General features: G+C 73.4%; 13 protein-coding genes. 10 read left to right on the forward strand and 3 right to left on the reverse strand.

The window, feature by feature from the left end:
• Positions 1 to 325: 325 nt before the first annotated feature.
• The 3 genes from O2W16_RS15050 to O2W16_RS15060 are packed head-to-tail and all read left to right on the forward strand — an operon-like array spanning position 326 to position 2,929.
• Positions 326 to 1,414, forward strand: coding sequence for a methionine ABC transporter ATP-binding protein (locus O2W16_RS15050; protein WP_269159621.1), 1,089 nt, complete (start codon positions 326 to 328; stop codon positions 1,412 to 1,414).
• On the forward strand, positions 1,411 to 2,070 hold the full coding sequence (locus O2W16_RS15055) for a methionine ABC transporter permease (protein WP_269159622.1): 660 nt from the start codon (positions 1,411 to 1,413) through the stop codon (positions 2,068 to 2,070). The genes O2W16_RS15050 and O2W16_RS15055 overlap by 4 nt, the downstream gene beginning before the upstream one ends.
• A gap of 37 nt (positions 2,071 to 2,107) precedes the next feature.
• The gene (locus O2W16_RS15060; RefSeq protein WP_269159623.1) at positions 2,108 to 2,929 is read left to right on the forward strand and encodes a MetQ/NlpA family ABC transporter substrate-binding protein; all 822 of its coding nucleotides are present in this window, start codon (positions 2,108 to 2,110) and stop codon (positions 2,927 to 2,929) included.
• Between the two features lie 15 nt (positions 2,930 to 2,944).
• Here the strand turns inward: O2W16_RS15060 and O2W16_RS15065 are convergent, their stop codons facing one another.
• Positions 2,945 to 3,298: a Rieske (2Fe-2S) protein gene (locus O2W16_RS15065; protein WP_269159624.1), complete on the reverse strand. Its 354-nt coding sequence runs from the start codon at positions 3,296 to 3,298 to the stop codon at positions 2,945 to 2,947.
• A gap of 143 nt (positions 3,299 to 3,441) precedes the next feature.
• On the opposite strand from O2W16_RS15065, the gene O2W16_RS15070 reads away from it, so the two are divergent.
• The 7 genes from O2W16_RS15070 (at position 3,442) to O2W16_RS15100 (ending at position 13,550) form a co-directional block, all read left to right on the forward strand.
• Positions 3,442 to 4,200, forward strand: a complete 759-nt coding sequence (locus O2W16_RS15070) for a VOC family protein (RefSeq protein WP_269159625.1) — start codon at positions 3,442 to 3,444, stop codon at positions 4,198 to 4,200.
• 107 nt (positions 4,201 to 4,307) lie between these two features.
• Entirely contained in the window at positions 4,308 to 6,419 is a 2,112-nt protein-coding gene (locus O2W16_RS15075) for a TPM domain-containing protein (RefSeq protein WP_269159626.1), read from the forward strand.
• 183 nt (positions 6,420 to 6,602) lie between these two features.
• Positions 6,603 to 8,243, forward strand: coding sequence for an ABC transporter substrate-binding protein (locus O2W16_RS15080; RefSeq protein ID WP_269159627.1), 1,641 nt, complete (start codon positions 6,603 to 6,605; stop codon positions 8,241 to 8,243).
• An 89-nt stretch (positions 8,244 to 8,332) separates the two neighbouring features.
• Positions 8,333 to 9,442 (forward strand): ABC transporter permease, encoded by a 1,110-nt coding sequence (locus O2W16_RS15085; RefSeq protein ID WP_269159628.1) that lies wholly within the window; start codon positions 8,333 to 8,335, stop codon positions 9,440 to 9,442.
• Between the two features lies 1 nt (position 9,443).
• Positions 9,444 to 10,640, forward strand: a complete 1,197-nt coding sequence (locus tag O2W16_RS15090; protein ID WP_269159629.1) for an ABC transporter permease — start codon at positions 9,444 to 9,446, stop codon at positions 10,638 to 10,640.
• Positions 10,637 to 12,322, forward strand: coding sequence for an ABC transporter ATP-binding protein (locus tag O2W16_RS15095; RefSeq protein ID WP_269159630.1), 1,686 nt, complete (start codon positions 10,637 to 10,639; stop codon positions 12,320 to 12,322). Before O2W16_RS15090 ends, O2W16_RS15095 begins: the two co-directional genes overlap by 4 nt.
• A gap of 151 nt (positions 12,323 to 12,473) precedes the next feature.
• Entirely contained in the window at positions 12,474 to 13,550 is a 1,077-nt protein-coding gene (locus O2W16_RS15100) for a calcium/sodium antiporter (protein WP_269159631.1), read from the forward strand.
• 13 nt (positions 13,551 to 13,563) lie between these two features.
• Here the strand turns inward: O2W16_RS15100 and O2W16_RS15105 are convergent, their stop codons facing one another.
• Positions 13,564 to 14,529 (reverse strand): pirin family protein, encoded by a 966-nt coding sequence (locus O2W16_RS15105; RefSeq protein ID WP_269159632.1) that lies wholly within the window; start codon positions 14,527 to 14,529, stop codon positions 13,564 to 13,566.
• A gap of 10 nt (positions 14,530 to 14,539) precedes the next feature.
• Positions 14,540 to 15,538 carry a pirin family protein gene (locus O2W16_RS15110; RefSeq protein WP_269159633.1) on the reverse strand — a complete coding sequence of 333 codons (999 nt, stop codon included), beginning with the start codon at positions 15,536 to 15,538 and terminating at the stop codon, positions 14,540 to 14,542.
• Positions 15,539 to 15,580: the final 42 nt, after the last annotated feature.

The following is a 15,580-nucleotide window of genomic DNA, read 5'->3' on the forward strand; positions in this document are numbered from 1 at the left end:
CCCCTGCAGCGGGGCCGTGCCAGCACGTCAGCGGGGGAGGCCGTCGGCCGACGGATCTCAGGGCGGGGCGGTGGTTGAGCGATCCATCACAACCCTGGGGTCGTGGTTGGCATCCGGAGCGGAGGCAGGCCATCCTCGGGTGGTGGTCGGGCCAGGTTCGTTGACGCGTCGTCGCGCCATCGACCTCATGCGCCTGGCCGGCACGCTCTGTCGGTGAGCCGACACCCCTGACCGGAGGTCCGCGCCGCGCCGTTCGGCGCCGAGCCAGCTGGACCCCGGCAGTGGAGAGCTGTGCCCGCCGTCCGCTCCACCTGCGAGGACCCCCGTGATCGAGCTGTCCGACGTCCGCAAGGTCTTCCCCGCCCGCCGCACCGCCGGCGAGGTGGTCGCCCTCGACGGCGTGAGCCTGTCCGTCGCCCGCGGTGAGTTCGCCGGTGTGGTGGGCCCCAGCGGCTCGGGCAAGAGCACCCTGGCCCGGCTGGTGAACCTGCTCGAGCGGCCCACCTCGGGGACGGTCACCGTGGACGGCCGGGTGCTGACCGACCTCGACGCCGCCGGTGTCCGCGAGGCCCGCCGCAGCATCGGCATGATCTTCCAGCACTTCAACCTGCTGGACTCCCGCACCGCGGCCGGCAACGTCGAGCACCCGCTGGAGCTGGCCGGGGTCGGCCGCACCGAGCGCCGCCGCCGGGTCGCCGAGCTGCTGGACCTGGTCGGCCTCGCCGACCGGCACGACTCCCGGCCGGCCCAGCTCTCCGGTGGGCAGAAGCAGCGGGTCGCGATCGCCCGTGCCCTGGCCGCCCGCCCCTCCGTGCTGCTCTGCGACGAGGCGACCTCGGCCCTGGACCCGGCCAGCACGACCGGCGTGCTGGAGCTGCTGCGCCAGGTGCGCGCCGAGCTGGGGCTGACCGTGCTGCTCATCACCCACGAGATGTCGGTCGTCCGTGCGGTCTGCGACAGCGCGGTGCTGATGAGCGACGGCCGGGTGGTCGACGGCGGTCCGCTGGCCGAGGTCCTGGCCCGGCCGGACTCCGCGCTGGCCGCCCAGCTGGTCCCGGCGCCGGCCGGCCCGGAGACCGGCGACGGCGCGCTGGTGCAGCTCACGGTCACTGACGCCACCCCGCACGGAGCCGTCCTGCAGACCCTGACCGCCGAGCTCGGCCTGTCGGTCGAGGTGGTCGGCGGGTCGGTGGAGACCGTCGCCGGCCGGCGCTTCGGCCGGCTGCTGCTGCGGGTCGAGGGGGACGACGGCCGGCTGGACCCGGCGCTGGTCCGGCTGCGGGCCGGTGGCGCCCTGGTGGAGCGGACCGCCGCCGGTGACCCGCGCCCCCAGCCGGACGCCGACGACGGACCGCGACCGGAACGCGAGCCCGACGTGCAGCGGCTCGCCGACGCCCCGGACGTGCAGCGGTGAACGACTGGTCCCGGATCGCCCCGCAACTGGTCGACGCCACCGGCGAGACGCTCTACATGGTGGGCGTCGCCACCGCGCTGACCGTGCTGCTCGGCGTGCCCCTCGGCGTGCTGCTGACCATCACCGCGCCCGGGGCGCTCGCCCCGCACCCGCTGGTGAACCGGCTGCTCGGCCTGGTGGTCAACCTCGGCCGCTCGCTGCCCTTCATCATCCTGCTGGTCCTGGTCGCCCCGGTCACCCGCGGCATCGTCGGCACCACCATCGGCTCGACGGCGACGATCGTGCCGCTGACCATCGGCGCCGTCCCGTTCCTGGCCCGGCTGGTCGAGACCAGCCTGCGCGAGGTCGCGCACGGCAAGGTCGAGGCGACGCTGGCCATGGGCGCCCGCCGCCGCGACGTCGTCCGCACCGTGCTGCTGCCCGAGGCGCTGCCGTCGCTGGTCGCCGGCGTCACCGTCACCGTCGTGGCGCTGATCAGCTACTCGGCCATGGCCGGCGCGATCGGCGGCGGCGGGCTGGGCGACTTCGCCATCCGCTACGGCTACCAGCAGTTCCGCACCGACATCACGCTCGTGACCGTCGTCCTGCTGCTCGTGGTGGTGCAGCTCCTGCAGTGGGCCGGCGACCGCTGGGCCCGCCGGCTCGCCACCTCCTGACCGTCCGTCCCCGTACCACGAGGAGAGAGAACTGATCATGCGTTCGAAGAACCCCCTGGCCGTTGCGGCCGCCGCTGCGACCGCCCTCGTCCTGAGCGCCTGCGGCGGGGGCAGCGCCGAGCTGTCCGCCGAGGACGAGCCGTTGCAGGTCGGCGCCTCGCCGGTCCCGCACGCGGAGATCCTGCGCTACATCGACGACGAGCTGGCCGACGACGCCGGCCTGGACCTCGAGGTCGTCGAGTTCACCGACTACGTCCAGCCCAACGTCGCCCTGGACGACGGGTCGATCGACGCCAACTACTTCCAGACCATCCCCTACCTGGAGGAGCAGGAGGCCAACGCCGGCTACGACTTCACCGCCCTGGAGCCGGTGCACATCGAGCCGCTGGGCATCTACTCCGACTCGCTGACCGACCTCGCGGCCCTGCCGGACGGCGCGACCGTGGCGATCCCGAACGACCCGACCAATGCCGGTCGAGCGCTCGAGCTGCTGGCCGCCAACGACCTGATCACGCTGGCCGACACCGGTGACGCCGCGCCCACCGCACTGGACATCGAGGGCAACCCGAAGGACCTGCAGATCACCGAGGTCGAGGCGGCGCAGCTGCCCCGGTCGCTCGTCGACGTCGACGCCGCCGTGATCAACGGCAACTACGCGATCGACGCCGACCTGGTGCCGGCCGAGGACGCGCTGGCCCTGGAGGAGGCGGAGGGCAACCCCAACGCCAACCTGCTGGTCGTGCGCGCCGGCACCGAGGACGACGAGCGGATCGGCCAGTTGGAGGACCTGCTGCACTCCGACGAGGTGCGGACCTTCATCGAGGAGAACTACGAGGGCGCGGTCATCCCCGCCTTCTGAGCCGTGCCGGTGGGGTCAGGGCTCGACGACGACGTCCGGGCCCCGCCGGACCGCTCGGCGGACCCGCAGCCGGAACACCTGGCCGAATCGCTTGACCAGTCCGGAGTAGCCCGGCGTGGGCCCGTGCCAGCCGAGGAAGCCGCGCGGCCCGGAGACCATCTCCCCGGTGGAGAGGTCGTAGCGGGCCTGGTGCCACGGGCAGACGAGGCAGCCCTCGGCGTCGATGTGGCCGTCGGCCAGGTCGGCGAGCTGGTGCCGGCAGCGGCGGGAGACCGCGGCCAGCCGGTCGCCGGTGTTGGCCACGGCCCACTGTCCGGCGGGCCGCACGGCGCCGGGGGGCAGGTCGGCGGCGGGGACGCGGTCGGGCACGGGGCCTCCTGATCTCGGGCGGGCTGGTCTCGGGCGGTGCCCGAGCCCCTACCCGCTGCAGCGGCGGGCAGACGTGGCGCGCCGAGCCGGTCGGACTGTCGGTGCCCGGTGGGACGGTCGGCCTCCCGACTCGAGGAGCAGCCATGCCCACTCGCACCACGCCCTGGCCGTCCGGCACGCCGTGCTGGGTCGACCTCGGCACCCCCGACCCGGACGCCGCCCGGTCGTTCTACGCAGCGGTCCTCGACTGGACCTACCGCGACCCTGGCCCCGATGCCGGCGGCTACCTGATGTGCCTGAGCGGCGGGCACGAGGCGGCCGGGCTGGGTCCGCAGCAGGACCCGGCCGACCCGCCCCGCTGGACGACGTACTTCGCCACCGAGGACGCCGACGCGACGGCCGCCGCAGTGACGGCGGCCGGCGGCGGGGTGCTCGCCCCGCCGATGGACGTCGGCCCGGCCGGCCGGATGGCGATCGTCACCGACCCGCAGGGGAGCCCGTTCGGGCTCTGGCAAGCCGGCACCACCACCGGGGTGCAGGTGTTCAACGAACCCGGCGCACTGGTGTGGAACGAGGCCGCCGTCGACGACCCGACCGCGGCGCAGGAGTTCTACACGGCCGTCTTCGGCTTCGCCTGGGAGGAGATCCCGGACGCCGGCGGCTACTGCACGTTCGCGACCGGTGATCGCCCGCTGGGCGGGCTGAGCGGGGTGGTCGAGGGGCTGCCCCGGGGCTGGAGCACCTGCTTCGCGGTGGCCGACACCGATGCGGCGGTCCGGGCGGTGGAGTCCGGCGGCGGGAAGGTGCTCATGCCGGCCGAGGACACCCCGTTCGGTCGGTTCGCCGTCGTCACGGACCCGTGGGGGGCGGTGTTCTCGGTGATGGAGGTCGCCGAGGAGTGAGACGTCGGGTCGGCGTGGCCACCGTCGCGGGGGCCGACCGGGGGTCGGCCGGCGGTGCCGTAGCCCTCGGCCACCCCCAGCACAGCGTGATCGGCGACGATGGACCCATGCGTCTCCTCTCCCGGCTGCTCGTCCCGCTGGTCGTCGGTGTGCCCGCCGTGTTCCTGGGGGCGGCTCCGGCCCTCGCCGCCGAGCCGTTCGCGCCGACCGAGCAGCTCGTCGATGAGGCCGACGTGCTGAGCAGCGCGGAGGAGGACGAGGTCGAGTCGGCGCTCCAGCAGCTGGAGGCCGAGGAGGGCACCGAGCTCTACGTCGTCTACGTCGACTCCTTCGAGGGGGCGGACGCAGAGAACTGGGCCAGTCAGGCCTTCGATGCCGGGCTGGGTGACAACGCCGTGTTGCTCGCCGTCGCCGTGCCCACGGAGACCAGCGAGGGGCAGGTCAGTTTCGATGCCGGTGACGCGGCCGGCCTCGCCGACCGGGCGGAGCTGCAGCAGTTGGTCGACGACGTGGTGCTGCCGGAGCTGCGACAGGAAGACTGGACGGGGGCGGCCACGTCGATGGCCGTGGCCTTGCAGGGCGACGGGGCCGGTACGGCGACCGGGGCCGATGGGGGCGGTGACGGCGGCGGGGGAGCGCTGGCCGTGCTGGTCGGGATCGCTGTCGTCGGCGGTGGCGGGTACGCGCTGATGAAGAGCCGGCGGCGGAAGAAGCAGCAGGCCGCCGCTGCCCGCGCCGCGGAGGAGCGGGCCGCCGCCGAGGCCGCGGCCCGCGACCCGCATCACGGCACCTCCACCGAGCAGCTGACCTTCCGGGCCAGCCAGGAGCTGCTCGACCTCGACGAGGCGGTCAAGACCTCCGAGCTCGACCTGGCCTACGCGCGGTCCCAGTACGGCGAGCAGTCGGTCGCCGGCTTCCAGGACGCCCTGGACCGGTCCAAGGGCGAGCTGTCCCAGGCGTTCGCACTGCGCCAGGAGCTGGACGACGAGTTCCCGGAGGACGAGCCCACCCAGCGCCGGATGCTCACCCAGCTGCTGCAGCTCACCGCGGCGGCCGACGCCCGGCTGGCCGAGCAGGCCGAGGCGTACGCGGAGCTGCGCCACCTGCAGGACTCCGCACCCGAGACGCTGGCGGCGCTCACCCCGGCGATCCAGGGTGTCCGTGACCGGATCCCGGCGGCGGAGCGCACCCTGGAGGACCTGCAGCAGCGCTACGCCCGGACGGCCTGGTCGCCGGTCGCCGACAACGTGATCGAAGCGCGTACCCGCACGGACCTGGCCGAGCAGGCGGTGGCCTCCGGACAGGCGGAGCTCGACGCGGGTCGGCCCGCCGGGGCGGTCCCGGCGATCCGGGCGGCCGAGGACGCGCTGGCGCAGAGCCGCACCCTGCTGGACGCGGTCGGCCGGCTGGCCGACGAGCTGGCCGCCAGCGGCGCGCGGTACGACGAAGTGCGGGCGGAGACCGAGCGGGACATCGCCGAGGCCCAGGCGATGCTGTCCCGCAACGTCGACACACCGGGGCTGCGGGAGCAGCTGGCCCGGGCCGAGCGGGCGCTGGCCAGCAGCGCCGCGCAGCTGCAGCCGCGCGACGGCGAGCTGCCCGACCCGCTGGCCGTGGTCCGGCGGCTGGACGAGGCCGACCTCGCCCTGGAGGCGGCGCTGGAGCCCGCGCGCGACGTCCGGCAGCAGCAGGAGCGGGCCAGGTCCCACCTGCAGCAGGCGATCCGCGCCGCTGACTCGTCGGTCACCGTCGCCGGTGACTTCATCTCCACCCGGCGAGGCGCCGTCGGAAGCCCTGCGCGCACCCGGCTGGCCGAGGCCGAGCGGCACCTGGACGAGGCATCCCGGTCCGCCGCGGCCGACCCGGTCACCGCGCTGCGGGAGGCCCAGCGGGCCGACGGCCTGGCGCGGCAGGCACTGACCGCTGCCCAGCAGGACGTCGAGCAGTACATGGCCGGCGGCTACGGCGGCCGCCCCGGCTACGGCTCGGGTCCCCGGCGCGGCTACGGAGGCGGGGGCTTCGCCGGCGGCGTGGCCGGCGGGGTCGCCGGTGGAGTGCTCGGCAGCATCCTGCTGGGCGGGCTCGGCGGCGGCTACGGCGGTGGCTTCGGCGGCGGCGGCGGGGGCGACTTCGGTGGTGGCGGGGGCTTCGGCGGCGGGGGCGACTTCGGTGGTGGCGGGGACTTCGGCGGCGACTTCGGTGGTGGCGGGGACTTCTGACCGCCCGGTCCCCCGACGGCCACCTCAGCGTCCTGATCCGGTCACAACACGGTCACGCCTTGTCCTCCCGCGTCCCACGTCGTGGGATGGGTGTGTTAGTCATGCATCTCCACAAGCCACCGGCGGCTGCGGTGGCGCATCGTGGCGCCCGCAGACCGCCACCCCATGAGAACGAGGTAGCGGATGAACTCCGTGTCCAGGAGTGGCCGGCGTGCGCTGGTCGCCACAGCGGGCATCACGGCGACGGCCCTGGCGCTGTCGGCGTGCGGCGGCGATGACGGGGACGGCGGTGGCTCCGGCGGCGGCGGCGACTCGCTGATCGTCGGTACCACCGACAAGATCACCACGATCGACCCGGCCGGTTCGTACGACAACGGCTCGTTCGCCGTGATGAACCAGGTCTACCCGTTCCTGATGAACACCCCGCTGGGCAGCCCCGACGTCGAGCCGGACATCGCCGAGTCGGCCGAGTTCACCTCGCCCACCGAGTACACGGTGACGCTGAAGGACGGGCTGACGTTCGCCAACGGCAACGAGCTCACCGCCTCGGACGTCAAGTTCTCCTTCGACCGGATGGTCGCGATCAACGACGAGAACGGCCCGGCGTCGCTGCTCTACAACCTGGACAGCGTCGAGGCCCCGGACGACACCATCGTGGTGTTCAACCTGAAGTCCCCCGACGACCAGGTGTTCCCGCAGATCCTCTCCAGCCCGGCCGGCCCGATCGTCGACGAGGACGTCTTCGCCGCCGATGCGCTGACCACGGACCAGGAGATCGTCGAGGGCAACGCCTTCGCCGGCCCGTACGCGATCACCAACTACGACCAGAACAACCTCGTCTCCTACGAGGCGTTCGACGGCTACCAGGGCCTGCTGGGCGCGCCGGAGACCGAGACGGTCAACGTCCGCTACTACGCCGACTCGTCGAACCTGAAGCTCGACGTCCAGGAGGGCAACGTCGACGTCGCCTTCCGCAGCCTGACGGCGACCGACGTCGAGGACCTGCGCAGCGACGACTCCGTCCAGGTCGTCGACGGTCCGGGCGGGGAGATCCGCTACATCACGTTCAACTTCAACACCCAGCCCTACGGTGCGACGACGCCGGAGGCCGACCCGGCCAAGGCCCTCGCCGTCCGGCAGGCCGCGGCGCACCTGATCGACCGCGAGGAGCTGGCCGAGCAGGTCTACAAGGGCACCTACACGCCGCTGTACTCCTACGTGCCCGAGGGCCTCACCGGCGCCGTCGAGCCGCTGCTGGAGCAGTACGGCGACGGCTCGGGCGCCCCGGACGTCGAGGCGGCCCGGCAGGTGCTGGAGGCGGCCGGTGTGCAGACGCCGGTGGAGCTCGACCTCCAGTACTCCAACGACCACTACGGCCCGTCCTCGGGTGACGAGTACGCGCTGATCAAGGACCAGCTGGAGTCCAGCGGCCTGTTCACGGTGAACCTGCAGACCACCGAGTGGGTGCAGTACTCCAAGGACCGCGTCGCCGACGTCTACCCGGCCTACCAGCTGGGCTGGTTCCCGGACTACTCCGACGCCGACAACTACCTGACGCCGTTCTTCCTGACGGAGAACTTCCTGGCCAACCACTACTCCGACCAGCAGGTCAACGACCTGATCCTGGAGCAGGCCACCACCGTCGACCCGGCCGAGCGGCAGGCCCTGATCGAGCAGATCCAGGCCGAGGTCGCCCAGGACCTGTCGACGCTGCCCTACCTGCAGGGTGCCCAGGTCGCCGTCACCGGGACCGACGTGCAGGGCGCCGAGGACACCCTCGACCCGTCCTTCAAGTTCCGTTACGGCGCCCTCAGCAAGGGCTGATCGAGCCGGATCAGAACGCCCCGGGTGACCCGCCGTCCGCGAGTTACCCGGGGCACCGGCATGTCCGCCGCCACCTCAGGCTGGGAGAGATGACCACCACCACGACCGAACCCACCGGGGGCACCGCCGATCCCGTCGGTGCCCCCGACCCCGCGCCCCGGCGCCGGCGCAAGGGCAGCGGAGGGCTGGGCAGCTACCTGCTGGTCCGGTTCCTGCTGATCTTCCCGACCATCTTCATCCTGGTCACGACCGTCTTCTTCCTGATGCGGGCCACCGGCGACCCGATCACCGCCGCGCTCGGCGGGCGGCTCCCAGCCGACCAGCTGGCCGAGCGGGTCCGGGAGGCCGGGTACGACCGGCCGCTGTTCACCCAGTACCTCGAGTACCTGGGCGCCCTGGTGCAGGGCGACTTCGGCACCACCCTCAGCGACCGGCGGCCGGTCCTGGAGGTGCTGACCACCTTCGGCATCGCCACGCTGGAGCTGACGGTCTACGCGCTCATCGTGGCGTTCATCGTCGGCATCCCGCTGGGCATGCTGGCCGCATACTCCCGGGACCGCTTCCCCGACGCCGTCCTGCGGGTCTTCGCGATCCTCTGCTACGCGACGCCGGTCTTCTTCGCCGGCCTGCTGCTCAAGCTGGTCTTCGCCTCCGGGCTGGGCTGGCTGCCGGTGGCCGGCCGGGCCTCGACCGGTACCGAGATCGAGCTGCAGTTCCTGGACAACCCGACCGGCTTCTACCTGATCGACGCGATCCAGACCGGCGACTGGGACGTCATCTCCGACGTCCTGGAGCACGCCGTCCTGCCCGCCATCGCCCTGGGCCTGCTGACCGCCGGGATCTTCCTGCGGCTGGTGCGCACCAACGTGATCGGCACGCTGGGCACCGGCTACGTGGAGGCCGCCCGCTCGCGCGGCGTCGCGGAGTCCCGGCTGCTGCGCAAGCACGCCTACCGCCCTGCGCTGATCCCGATCATCACCGTCATGGGCCTGCAGATCGCGATCCTGCTCGTCGGCGCCGTGCTCACCGAGACGACGTTCGAGTGGAAGGGCCTGGGCTTCCAGCTGGCCCAGTACCTGCAGGCCCGCGACTTCGTGGCCGTGCAGGGCATCGTCGTCCTGCTGGCGGTCATCGTGGCCGTCACCAACTTCATCGTCGACATCATCGCCGCGCTCATCGACCCCCGGGTGAGGTACTGACATGGCCACGGCGACATCCGTGCCGACCGAGGCCGGCCCGGCCGGCGAGCCCGACGCGACGCCGGCCCGCCGGCGTCGCTCCTGGCGCCAGCTGCCGATCGTCCACCAGCTCGGGCAGAGCGTCGGCCTGCAGCGCGGCATGCTGGTGGCCGGGCTGGTGCTGATGGGCGTCTTCCTGCTCACCGCGCTGTTCGCGCCGCTGCTCGCGCCCTACGAGTACGGGCAGCTGCGCGACGCCGAGGGCCTGTTCGGGGCCCAGCAGTCGCCGTCGGGCGACCACCTGCTCGGTACCACCGTGGGCGGGTACGACGTGCTGTCCCGGGTGATCTGGGGCTCCCGGACGGCGCTGTACGTGATCGTCGTCGCCGTCCTGCTGTCGATCGTCGCCGGTGTGCTGCTCGGGCTGGTCTCCGGCTACTTCGGCGGCTGGCTGGACCGGGTCCTCGTCGTCATCGCCGACGCGATCTACGCCTTCCCGGCGCTGCTGCTGGCGATCATCGTGGCGATCGTGATCAGCGGCGGGCAGTCCAGCCTGTGGGGCGGCATCCTGGCCGCGGCCATCTCGATCACCGTGGTGTTCATCCCGCAGTACTTCCGGGTGGTCCGGGCGGAGACGGTGCGGATCAAGGCCGAGGCCTTCGTCGAGTCCGCCCGGGTCATCGGTGCGAGCAACCGCCGGATCATGCTCCGGCACGTGCTGCGCAACGCCACCCGCACACTGCCGCTGATCCTCACGCTGAACGCGTCCGAGGCGATCCTCACCCTCGCCGGCCTGGGCTTCCTCGGGTTCGGCATCGAGGCCACCGAAGCCGCCGAGTGGGGCTACGACCTGCAGCAGTCGCTGTCCGACGTGACCAGCGGCATCTGGTGGACCTCGCTGTTCCCCGGTCTGGCGATCGTGCTGGTCGTGCTCGGCCTGACGCTGGTCGGCGAGAGCCTCAACGACCTGGCCGACCCCCGGCTGCGCACCCGCCGCCGGGTGGCCGACCAGGAGCCGGCGGAGGAGGGCGAGGTCGCCGCCGTCCCCGGCGGCGCGCTGACCAGGGGGCCGGCGGGCGTCGGTGGCCTGGGGGTCACCGTGGCCGGCGAACGACCCGGGACGCCGGCCTCGGCCGGTGCCACCGGTGCCGAGCCCGCCGACGGGCAGGTGGCCGGGCCGGACGTGACCGGCCAGGACGGAGGAGGGACCCGCTCATGAGCGTCGTCGACATCAAGGACCTGCAGATCTCCTTCGCCACCGATGCCGGCACCGTCACCGCGGTGCAGGACGTCACCCTCGCCGTCCAGGCCGGTGAGGTGCTGGCCATCGTGGGGGAGAGCGGCAGCGGCAAGACCGTCACCGCGCGCAGCATCCTGGGGCTGCTGCCGGAGACCGCGCGGGTGCGCGGTGCGGTGGTGCTGAGCAGCAAGGACGGCACCGACGAGCACGACGTCGTCCCGCTGTCCGGTGCGAAGCTGCGCGAGGTCCGCGGGCAGGACGCCGCGATGGTGTTCCAGGAGCCCTCGACCTCCCTGAACCCGGTCTACCCGATCGGCTGGCAGATCGCCGAGGGGCTGCGGGCGCACGGGGAGTACAGCAAGAAGGAGGCCCGGGCCAAGGCGATCGACGTGCTGCGCCGGGTCGGCATCCCCGACCCCGAGGACCGCGTCGACCACTACCCGCACCAGTTCTCCGGCGGGCAGAAGCAGCGCATCGTCATCGCCCAGGCGCTGGTGCTCGACCCCGGCGTGATCATCGCCGACGAGCCGACGACGGCGCTGGACGTGACGGTGCAGGCCGAGATCCTGGAGCTGCTGCGCCGCTGCCGGGACGACTTCGGTGCCGCCATCGTGCTGATCACTCACAACATGGGCGTGGTCGCCGACCTGGCCGACCGGGTCGCCGTCATGTACCAGGGCCGGATCGTCGAGCAGGCCGACGTGCGCACGCTGTTCAGCGCACCGAAGGACCCCTACACCCGGCAGCTGTTGGCCGCCGTCCCGCGGCTCGGGCAGGGCGTCGAGCGGACCCGGGAGCGGGCCGCCGGGCGCGCGGCCGGCTGGGAGCGCGCCGCCCCCGTCGTCGAGGCGAGGGACCTGCGGATCGTCTACCCCGGCCGGATGCGCCGCCCGGACTTCGTCGCCGTGGACGGCGTCAGCTTCAGCATCCGGCCGGGTGAGGTGCTCGGTCTGGTCGGGGAGTCCGGCAGCGGGAAGACCACCATCGGGCGGGCGATCGCCGGGCTGACCAAGGTCAGCGACGGCTCGCTGGCGGTGCTGGGCACCGAGATGAACGGGATGAAGGAGCGCCCGTTCCGGCCGGTGCGCGAGCGGATCGGGTTCGTCTTCCAGGACCCGGCGTCCAGCTTCAACCCGCTGCTCACCATCGCCGACGCCGTGGCCGAGCCGCTCGTGGTGCACAAGCGGGCCAAGGACCCCCGCGCGGCCCGGCCGCGGGTCGACGAGCTGCTGGAGGCGGTGCAGCTGCCGAAGGCGTTCGGCGACCGGTACCCGCACGAGCTCTCCGGCGGGCAGCGGCAGCGGGCCAGCCTGGCCCGGGCGCTGGCCCTGCAGCCCGAGCTGCTCATCGCCGACGAGCCGACCTCGGCGCTGGACGTGTCGGTGCAGGCCCGGGTGCTGGAGCTCTTCGCCGAGCTGCAGCGGGAGCTGGGGTTCGCCGCGCTGTTCATCAGCCACGACCTGGCCGTCGTCGACCTGCTCGCCGACCGGATCGCGGTGCTCTACCGCGGCCGGCTGGTGGAGGAGGGTACGGGGGCCGAGGTGCTGGGTGCGCCGAAGCACCCGTACACCCAGCGGCTCATCGCCTCCCTGCCGGTGCCCGACCCAGACGAGCAGGCCCGCCGCCGCACCCACTGGAACACCCTCCGCGCCGCCGAGTGAGCTGGAGGGGCCGAAGTCGCGACTTCGGCCCCTCCAGGGCTCGGGCCCCTGTCCGGCACGGAGCTCGCGCCGAGGCGACGGGTAGGTGACCACCGGGGGAACGGTCCCCTGTCGATGGCTGATCCCGGGGCCGGCTGGGCACAGGCCGGGTGTGACCCTGCTCGAGCTGCTGGCTGGACTCGTCCTGCTCACCGCCGGCGGGGAGCTGCTGGTGCGCGGGGGCTCGGCCCTGGGCCGCGCGGTCGGCATCTCACCTCTGGTCATCGGGCTCACCGTCGTCGCCTTCGCCACCGCAGCACCCGAGCTGGCTGTCTCGCTGGGTGCCGCGCTGACCGGTGCCGCAGGGATCGCGGTCGGCAACGTGGTCGGCAGCAACATCGCCAACGTGCTGCTGGTCGGCGGGCTCACCGCGGTCGCCGCGCCGCTGGCCGTCGACCGGAAGCTGCTGCGTGGAGACCTGCCGGCGCTCCTGGGCCTGTCCGTCCTGCTGTTCCTGCTCGCCATCGACGGCACCGTCGCCCTGTGGGAGGGGCTCCTGCTGGTGGTCCTGGCTGTCGCCTACCTCAGCTGGAAGGTGCTGGCCGGTCGGCGCGAGGAGGCCCCGGACGCGACCGAGGACGAACGGCCGCCGCTGCGGCCTCGCACGGTGCTCGTGCCCCTCGGGATGCTGCTGGTCGGCATCGCCCTCCTGGTGGTCGGCGCGCGGATGCTGGTCTCCGCCGCGACCACGATCGCCGCCGCGTTGGGGCTCTCCGACCTGGTCATCGGACTGACCGTGGTCGCTGTCGGCACCTCGTTGCCCGAGTTGGCCACGACGGTGGTGGCTGCGCTGCGCGGTCAGCGGGAGATGGCGCTGGGCAACATCGTGGGCAGCAACGTGCTGAACATCGGGGTGGTGCTCGGGCTCACCGCGGTCGTCGCCCCGGGTGGCCTCCCGGTCGATGCCTCCGCACTGCGTCTGGACCTGCCGGTCATGATCGCCGTCACGCTCGCGTTCGTGCCGCTGCTGCTCACCGGTGCCAGGCTGGTCCGCTGGGAGGGCGGGTTGCTGCTCGCCTGGTACGCGATCTACCTCGCCGTCCTCGTGCTCCCGGCCATGGGATCGGCGGCCGCCCCGGCGTTCACCGCGGTGGCGCAGTGGGGGCTGCTGCCGCTCACCGCCATCGGGCTGGCGGTGCTCACCGTCCGGGAGGTCCGGACACGGCGACGGGCCGCCACCACCGGCTGACCCGCGGGGTCGGTCAGCGGGTGCGGCCGCGGGGCTTGAGGGGGAGCGGGGGCAGGGCGGGGGCGCCGAGCCGCTGGCCGTCGAAGCCGGGGACGTCGGCGAACCGGTCGCCCTCGGCCCACTGCTCGGCGTACTCGGCGATCTCCTCACCCGAGCGGCCGACGAAGTTCCACCACATGACGATCCGCTCCTCGAACGGCTCGCCGCCCAGCAGCAGCAGCTGGGCGGCGTCGTCCGTGCGCAGCCGCACGGTGCGCCGGCCCGAGCCCAGGTAGAGCATCGCGCCGGGGGTGAGCGGCACGCCCTCCACGTCGGCGGTGCCCGACGCGGTGAGCAGCGCGTACTCGAAGTCCGGCTCCAGCGGCAGTTCGACGTCGGCGCCGGCGGAGAGCGCCAGGTCCACCCCGACCAGCGGGGTGTGCGCCGTCCCCGGTGAGGTGGCGCCGGCCATCGCGCCCATCAGCACGGTTGCCTGCACCCCGTCGGAGTCGAAGCCGGGCAGTGCCGTGTGGTGCTCGAACGCCGGGGCGACGTCCCGGACGCCGTCGGGCAGCGCCACCCACAGCTGCGCGCCGTGCAGGTACCGCGGGTGTACCGCCGGCGACTGCTCGGCGTGCGCGATCGCGTGTCCGGCGGTCATCAGCGCCAGCTCCCGCGGCCGGATCAGCACGTCGCTGCCGAGCGAGTCGCGGTGGTGCACCTCGCCGTCCAGCAGCCAGGAGACCGTCTGCAGCCCGGTGTGCGGGTGCGGCAGCACCTGCATCCCCGCGGAGCCGAACACGTCGTCGGGGCCGTAGTGGTCGACGAAGGCCCAGGCGCCGACCAGCCGCCGGCCGAGCGTGGGCAGCAGCCGGCGGACGTGGGTGGCCTCGCCGAGCAGGACCTCCTTGCCCGGCAGCAGGTCCAGCGCCGGCCCGGCCGACGCCTGGGCGCGCCCGCCCAGCTCGTGCGGCGCGGGCCGCGGCTCGAGGTTGCTCATGGCCGCCTTCCTACTCGCTCAGACCGTGCACGTCACCGTGCGCGACCCGGGCGGCCGGGATGGTGCCGAGCCGGCCGGCGGAGGCGTCGGTCATCGCGTCCAGCACCTCCTGCCGGGTGTTCATCACGAACGGCCCGTACATCGCGATCGGCTCCCGGATCGGCAGCCCGCCGAGGACGACGACGTCGAGGTCCGGCGTGCGGGCCTCGGCGTGCCGGTCGCCGGGCCGGGTGCCGTGCACGGTCACCGTGTCGCCGGGGCCGAGGACAGCGAGCTGCCCGGTGTGCACCGGGGCGCCGTCGACGCCCACCGAGCCGGAGCCGGAGAGCACGTAGACGAGCGCGTTGAAGTCCGGCCGCCAGGGCAGGTCCAGCGAGGCACCGGGGGAGACGGTCGCGTGCACCATCGCCATCGGCGTGTAGGTGCTGCCCGGGCCGCGGTGCCCGCCGACGTCGCCGGCGATCACCCGCAGCAGCGCGCCGCCGTCCGGGCTGGTCAGCAGCACCGACTGGCGGGCCCGCAGGTCCTGGTAGCGCGGCTCCACCCACTTCTGCGCCGCGGGCAGGTTCACCCACAGCTGCAGGCCGTGGAACAGCCCGCCGCTGAGCACCAGCGCCTCCGGTGGCCGCTCGATGTGCAGGACGCCGCCGCCGGCGGTCATCCACTGGGTGTCGCCGTCGCTGATCGTGCCGCCGCCACCGTGGCTGTCGGCGTGCTCGAAGGTGCCGTCGAGGAGGTAGGTGACGGTCTCGAAGCCGCGGTGCGGGTGCCACGAGGTGCCCTTGGGCTCCCCGGGCGCGTACTCGACCTCGCCCATCTGGTCCATGTGCAGGAACGGGTCCAGGGCGCGCAGGTCGACCCCGGCGAACGCGCGCCGGACCGGGAAGCCCTCGCCCTCGAAGCCGGACGGCGCAGTGGTCACCGAGCGCACCCGGCGGCGCACCGTGCGGGGTGCGGGCAGGGGGACCCGGGCGAGGGTGGTGGTGTCCTCGACGGTCACGGCGGGCATGGCGGCCTCACTTCTGTTGAGGGCTCAACTACGTGGCCACTG

Source organism: Modestobacter sp. VKM Ac-2984 (genome assembly GCF_026967985.1).
Taxonomy (GTDB): domain Bacteria; phylum Actinomycetota; class Actinomycetes; order Mycobacteriales; family Geodermatophilaceae; genus Modestobacter.

Bases quoted from the DNA above. Each gene is read 5' to 3' on its own strand.
- O2W16_RS15060 (WP_269159623.1), top strand. From the start codon at position 2,108: ATGCGTTCGAAGAACCCCCTGGCCGTTGCGGCCGCCGCTGCGACCGCC.
- O2W16_RS15070 (WP_269159625.1), top strand. From the start codon at position 3,442: ATGCCCACTCGCACCACGCCCTGGCCGTCCGGCACGCCGTGCTGGGTC.
- O2W16_RS15075 (WP_269159626.1), top strand. From the start codon at position 4,308: ATGCGTCTCCTCTCCCGGCTGCTCGTCCCGCTGGTCGTCGGTGTGCCC.
- O2W16_RS15080 (WP_269159627.1), top strand. From the start codon at position 6,603: ATGAACTCCGTGTCCAGGAGTGGCCGGCGTGCGCTGGTCGCCACAGCG.
- O2W16_RS15085 (WP_269159628.1), top strand. From the start codon at position 8,333: ATGACCACCACCACGACCGAACCCACCGGGGGCACCGCCGATCCCGTC.
- O2W16_RS15090 (WP_269159629.1), top strand. From the start codon at position 9,444: ATGGCCACGGCGACATCCGTGCCGACCGAGGCCGGCCCGGCCGGCGAG.
- O2W16_RS15095 (WP_269159630.1), top strand. From the start codon at position 10,637: ATGAGCGTCGTCGACATCAAGGACCTGCAGATCTCCTTCGCCACCGAT.
- O2W16_RS15105 (WP_269159632.1), bottom strand. From the start codon at position 14,529: ATGAGCAACCTCGAGCCGCGGCCCGCGCCGCACGAGCTGGGCGGGCGC.
- O2W16_RS15110 (WP_269159633.1), bottom strand. From the start codon at position 15,538: ATGCCCGCCGTGACCGTCGAGGACACCACCACCCTCGCCCGGGTCCCC.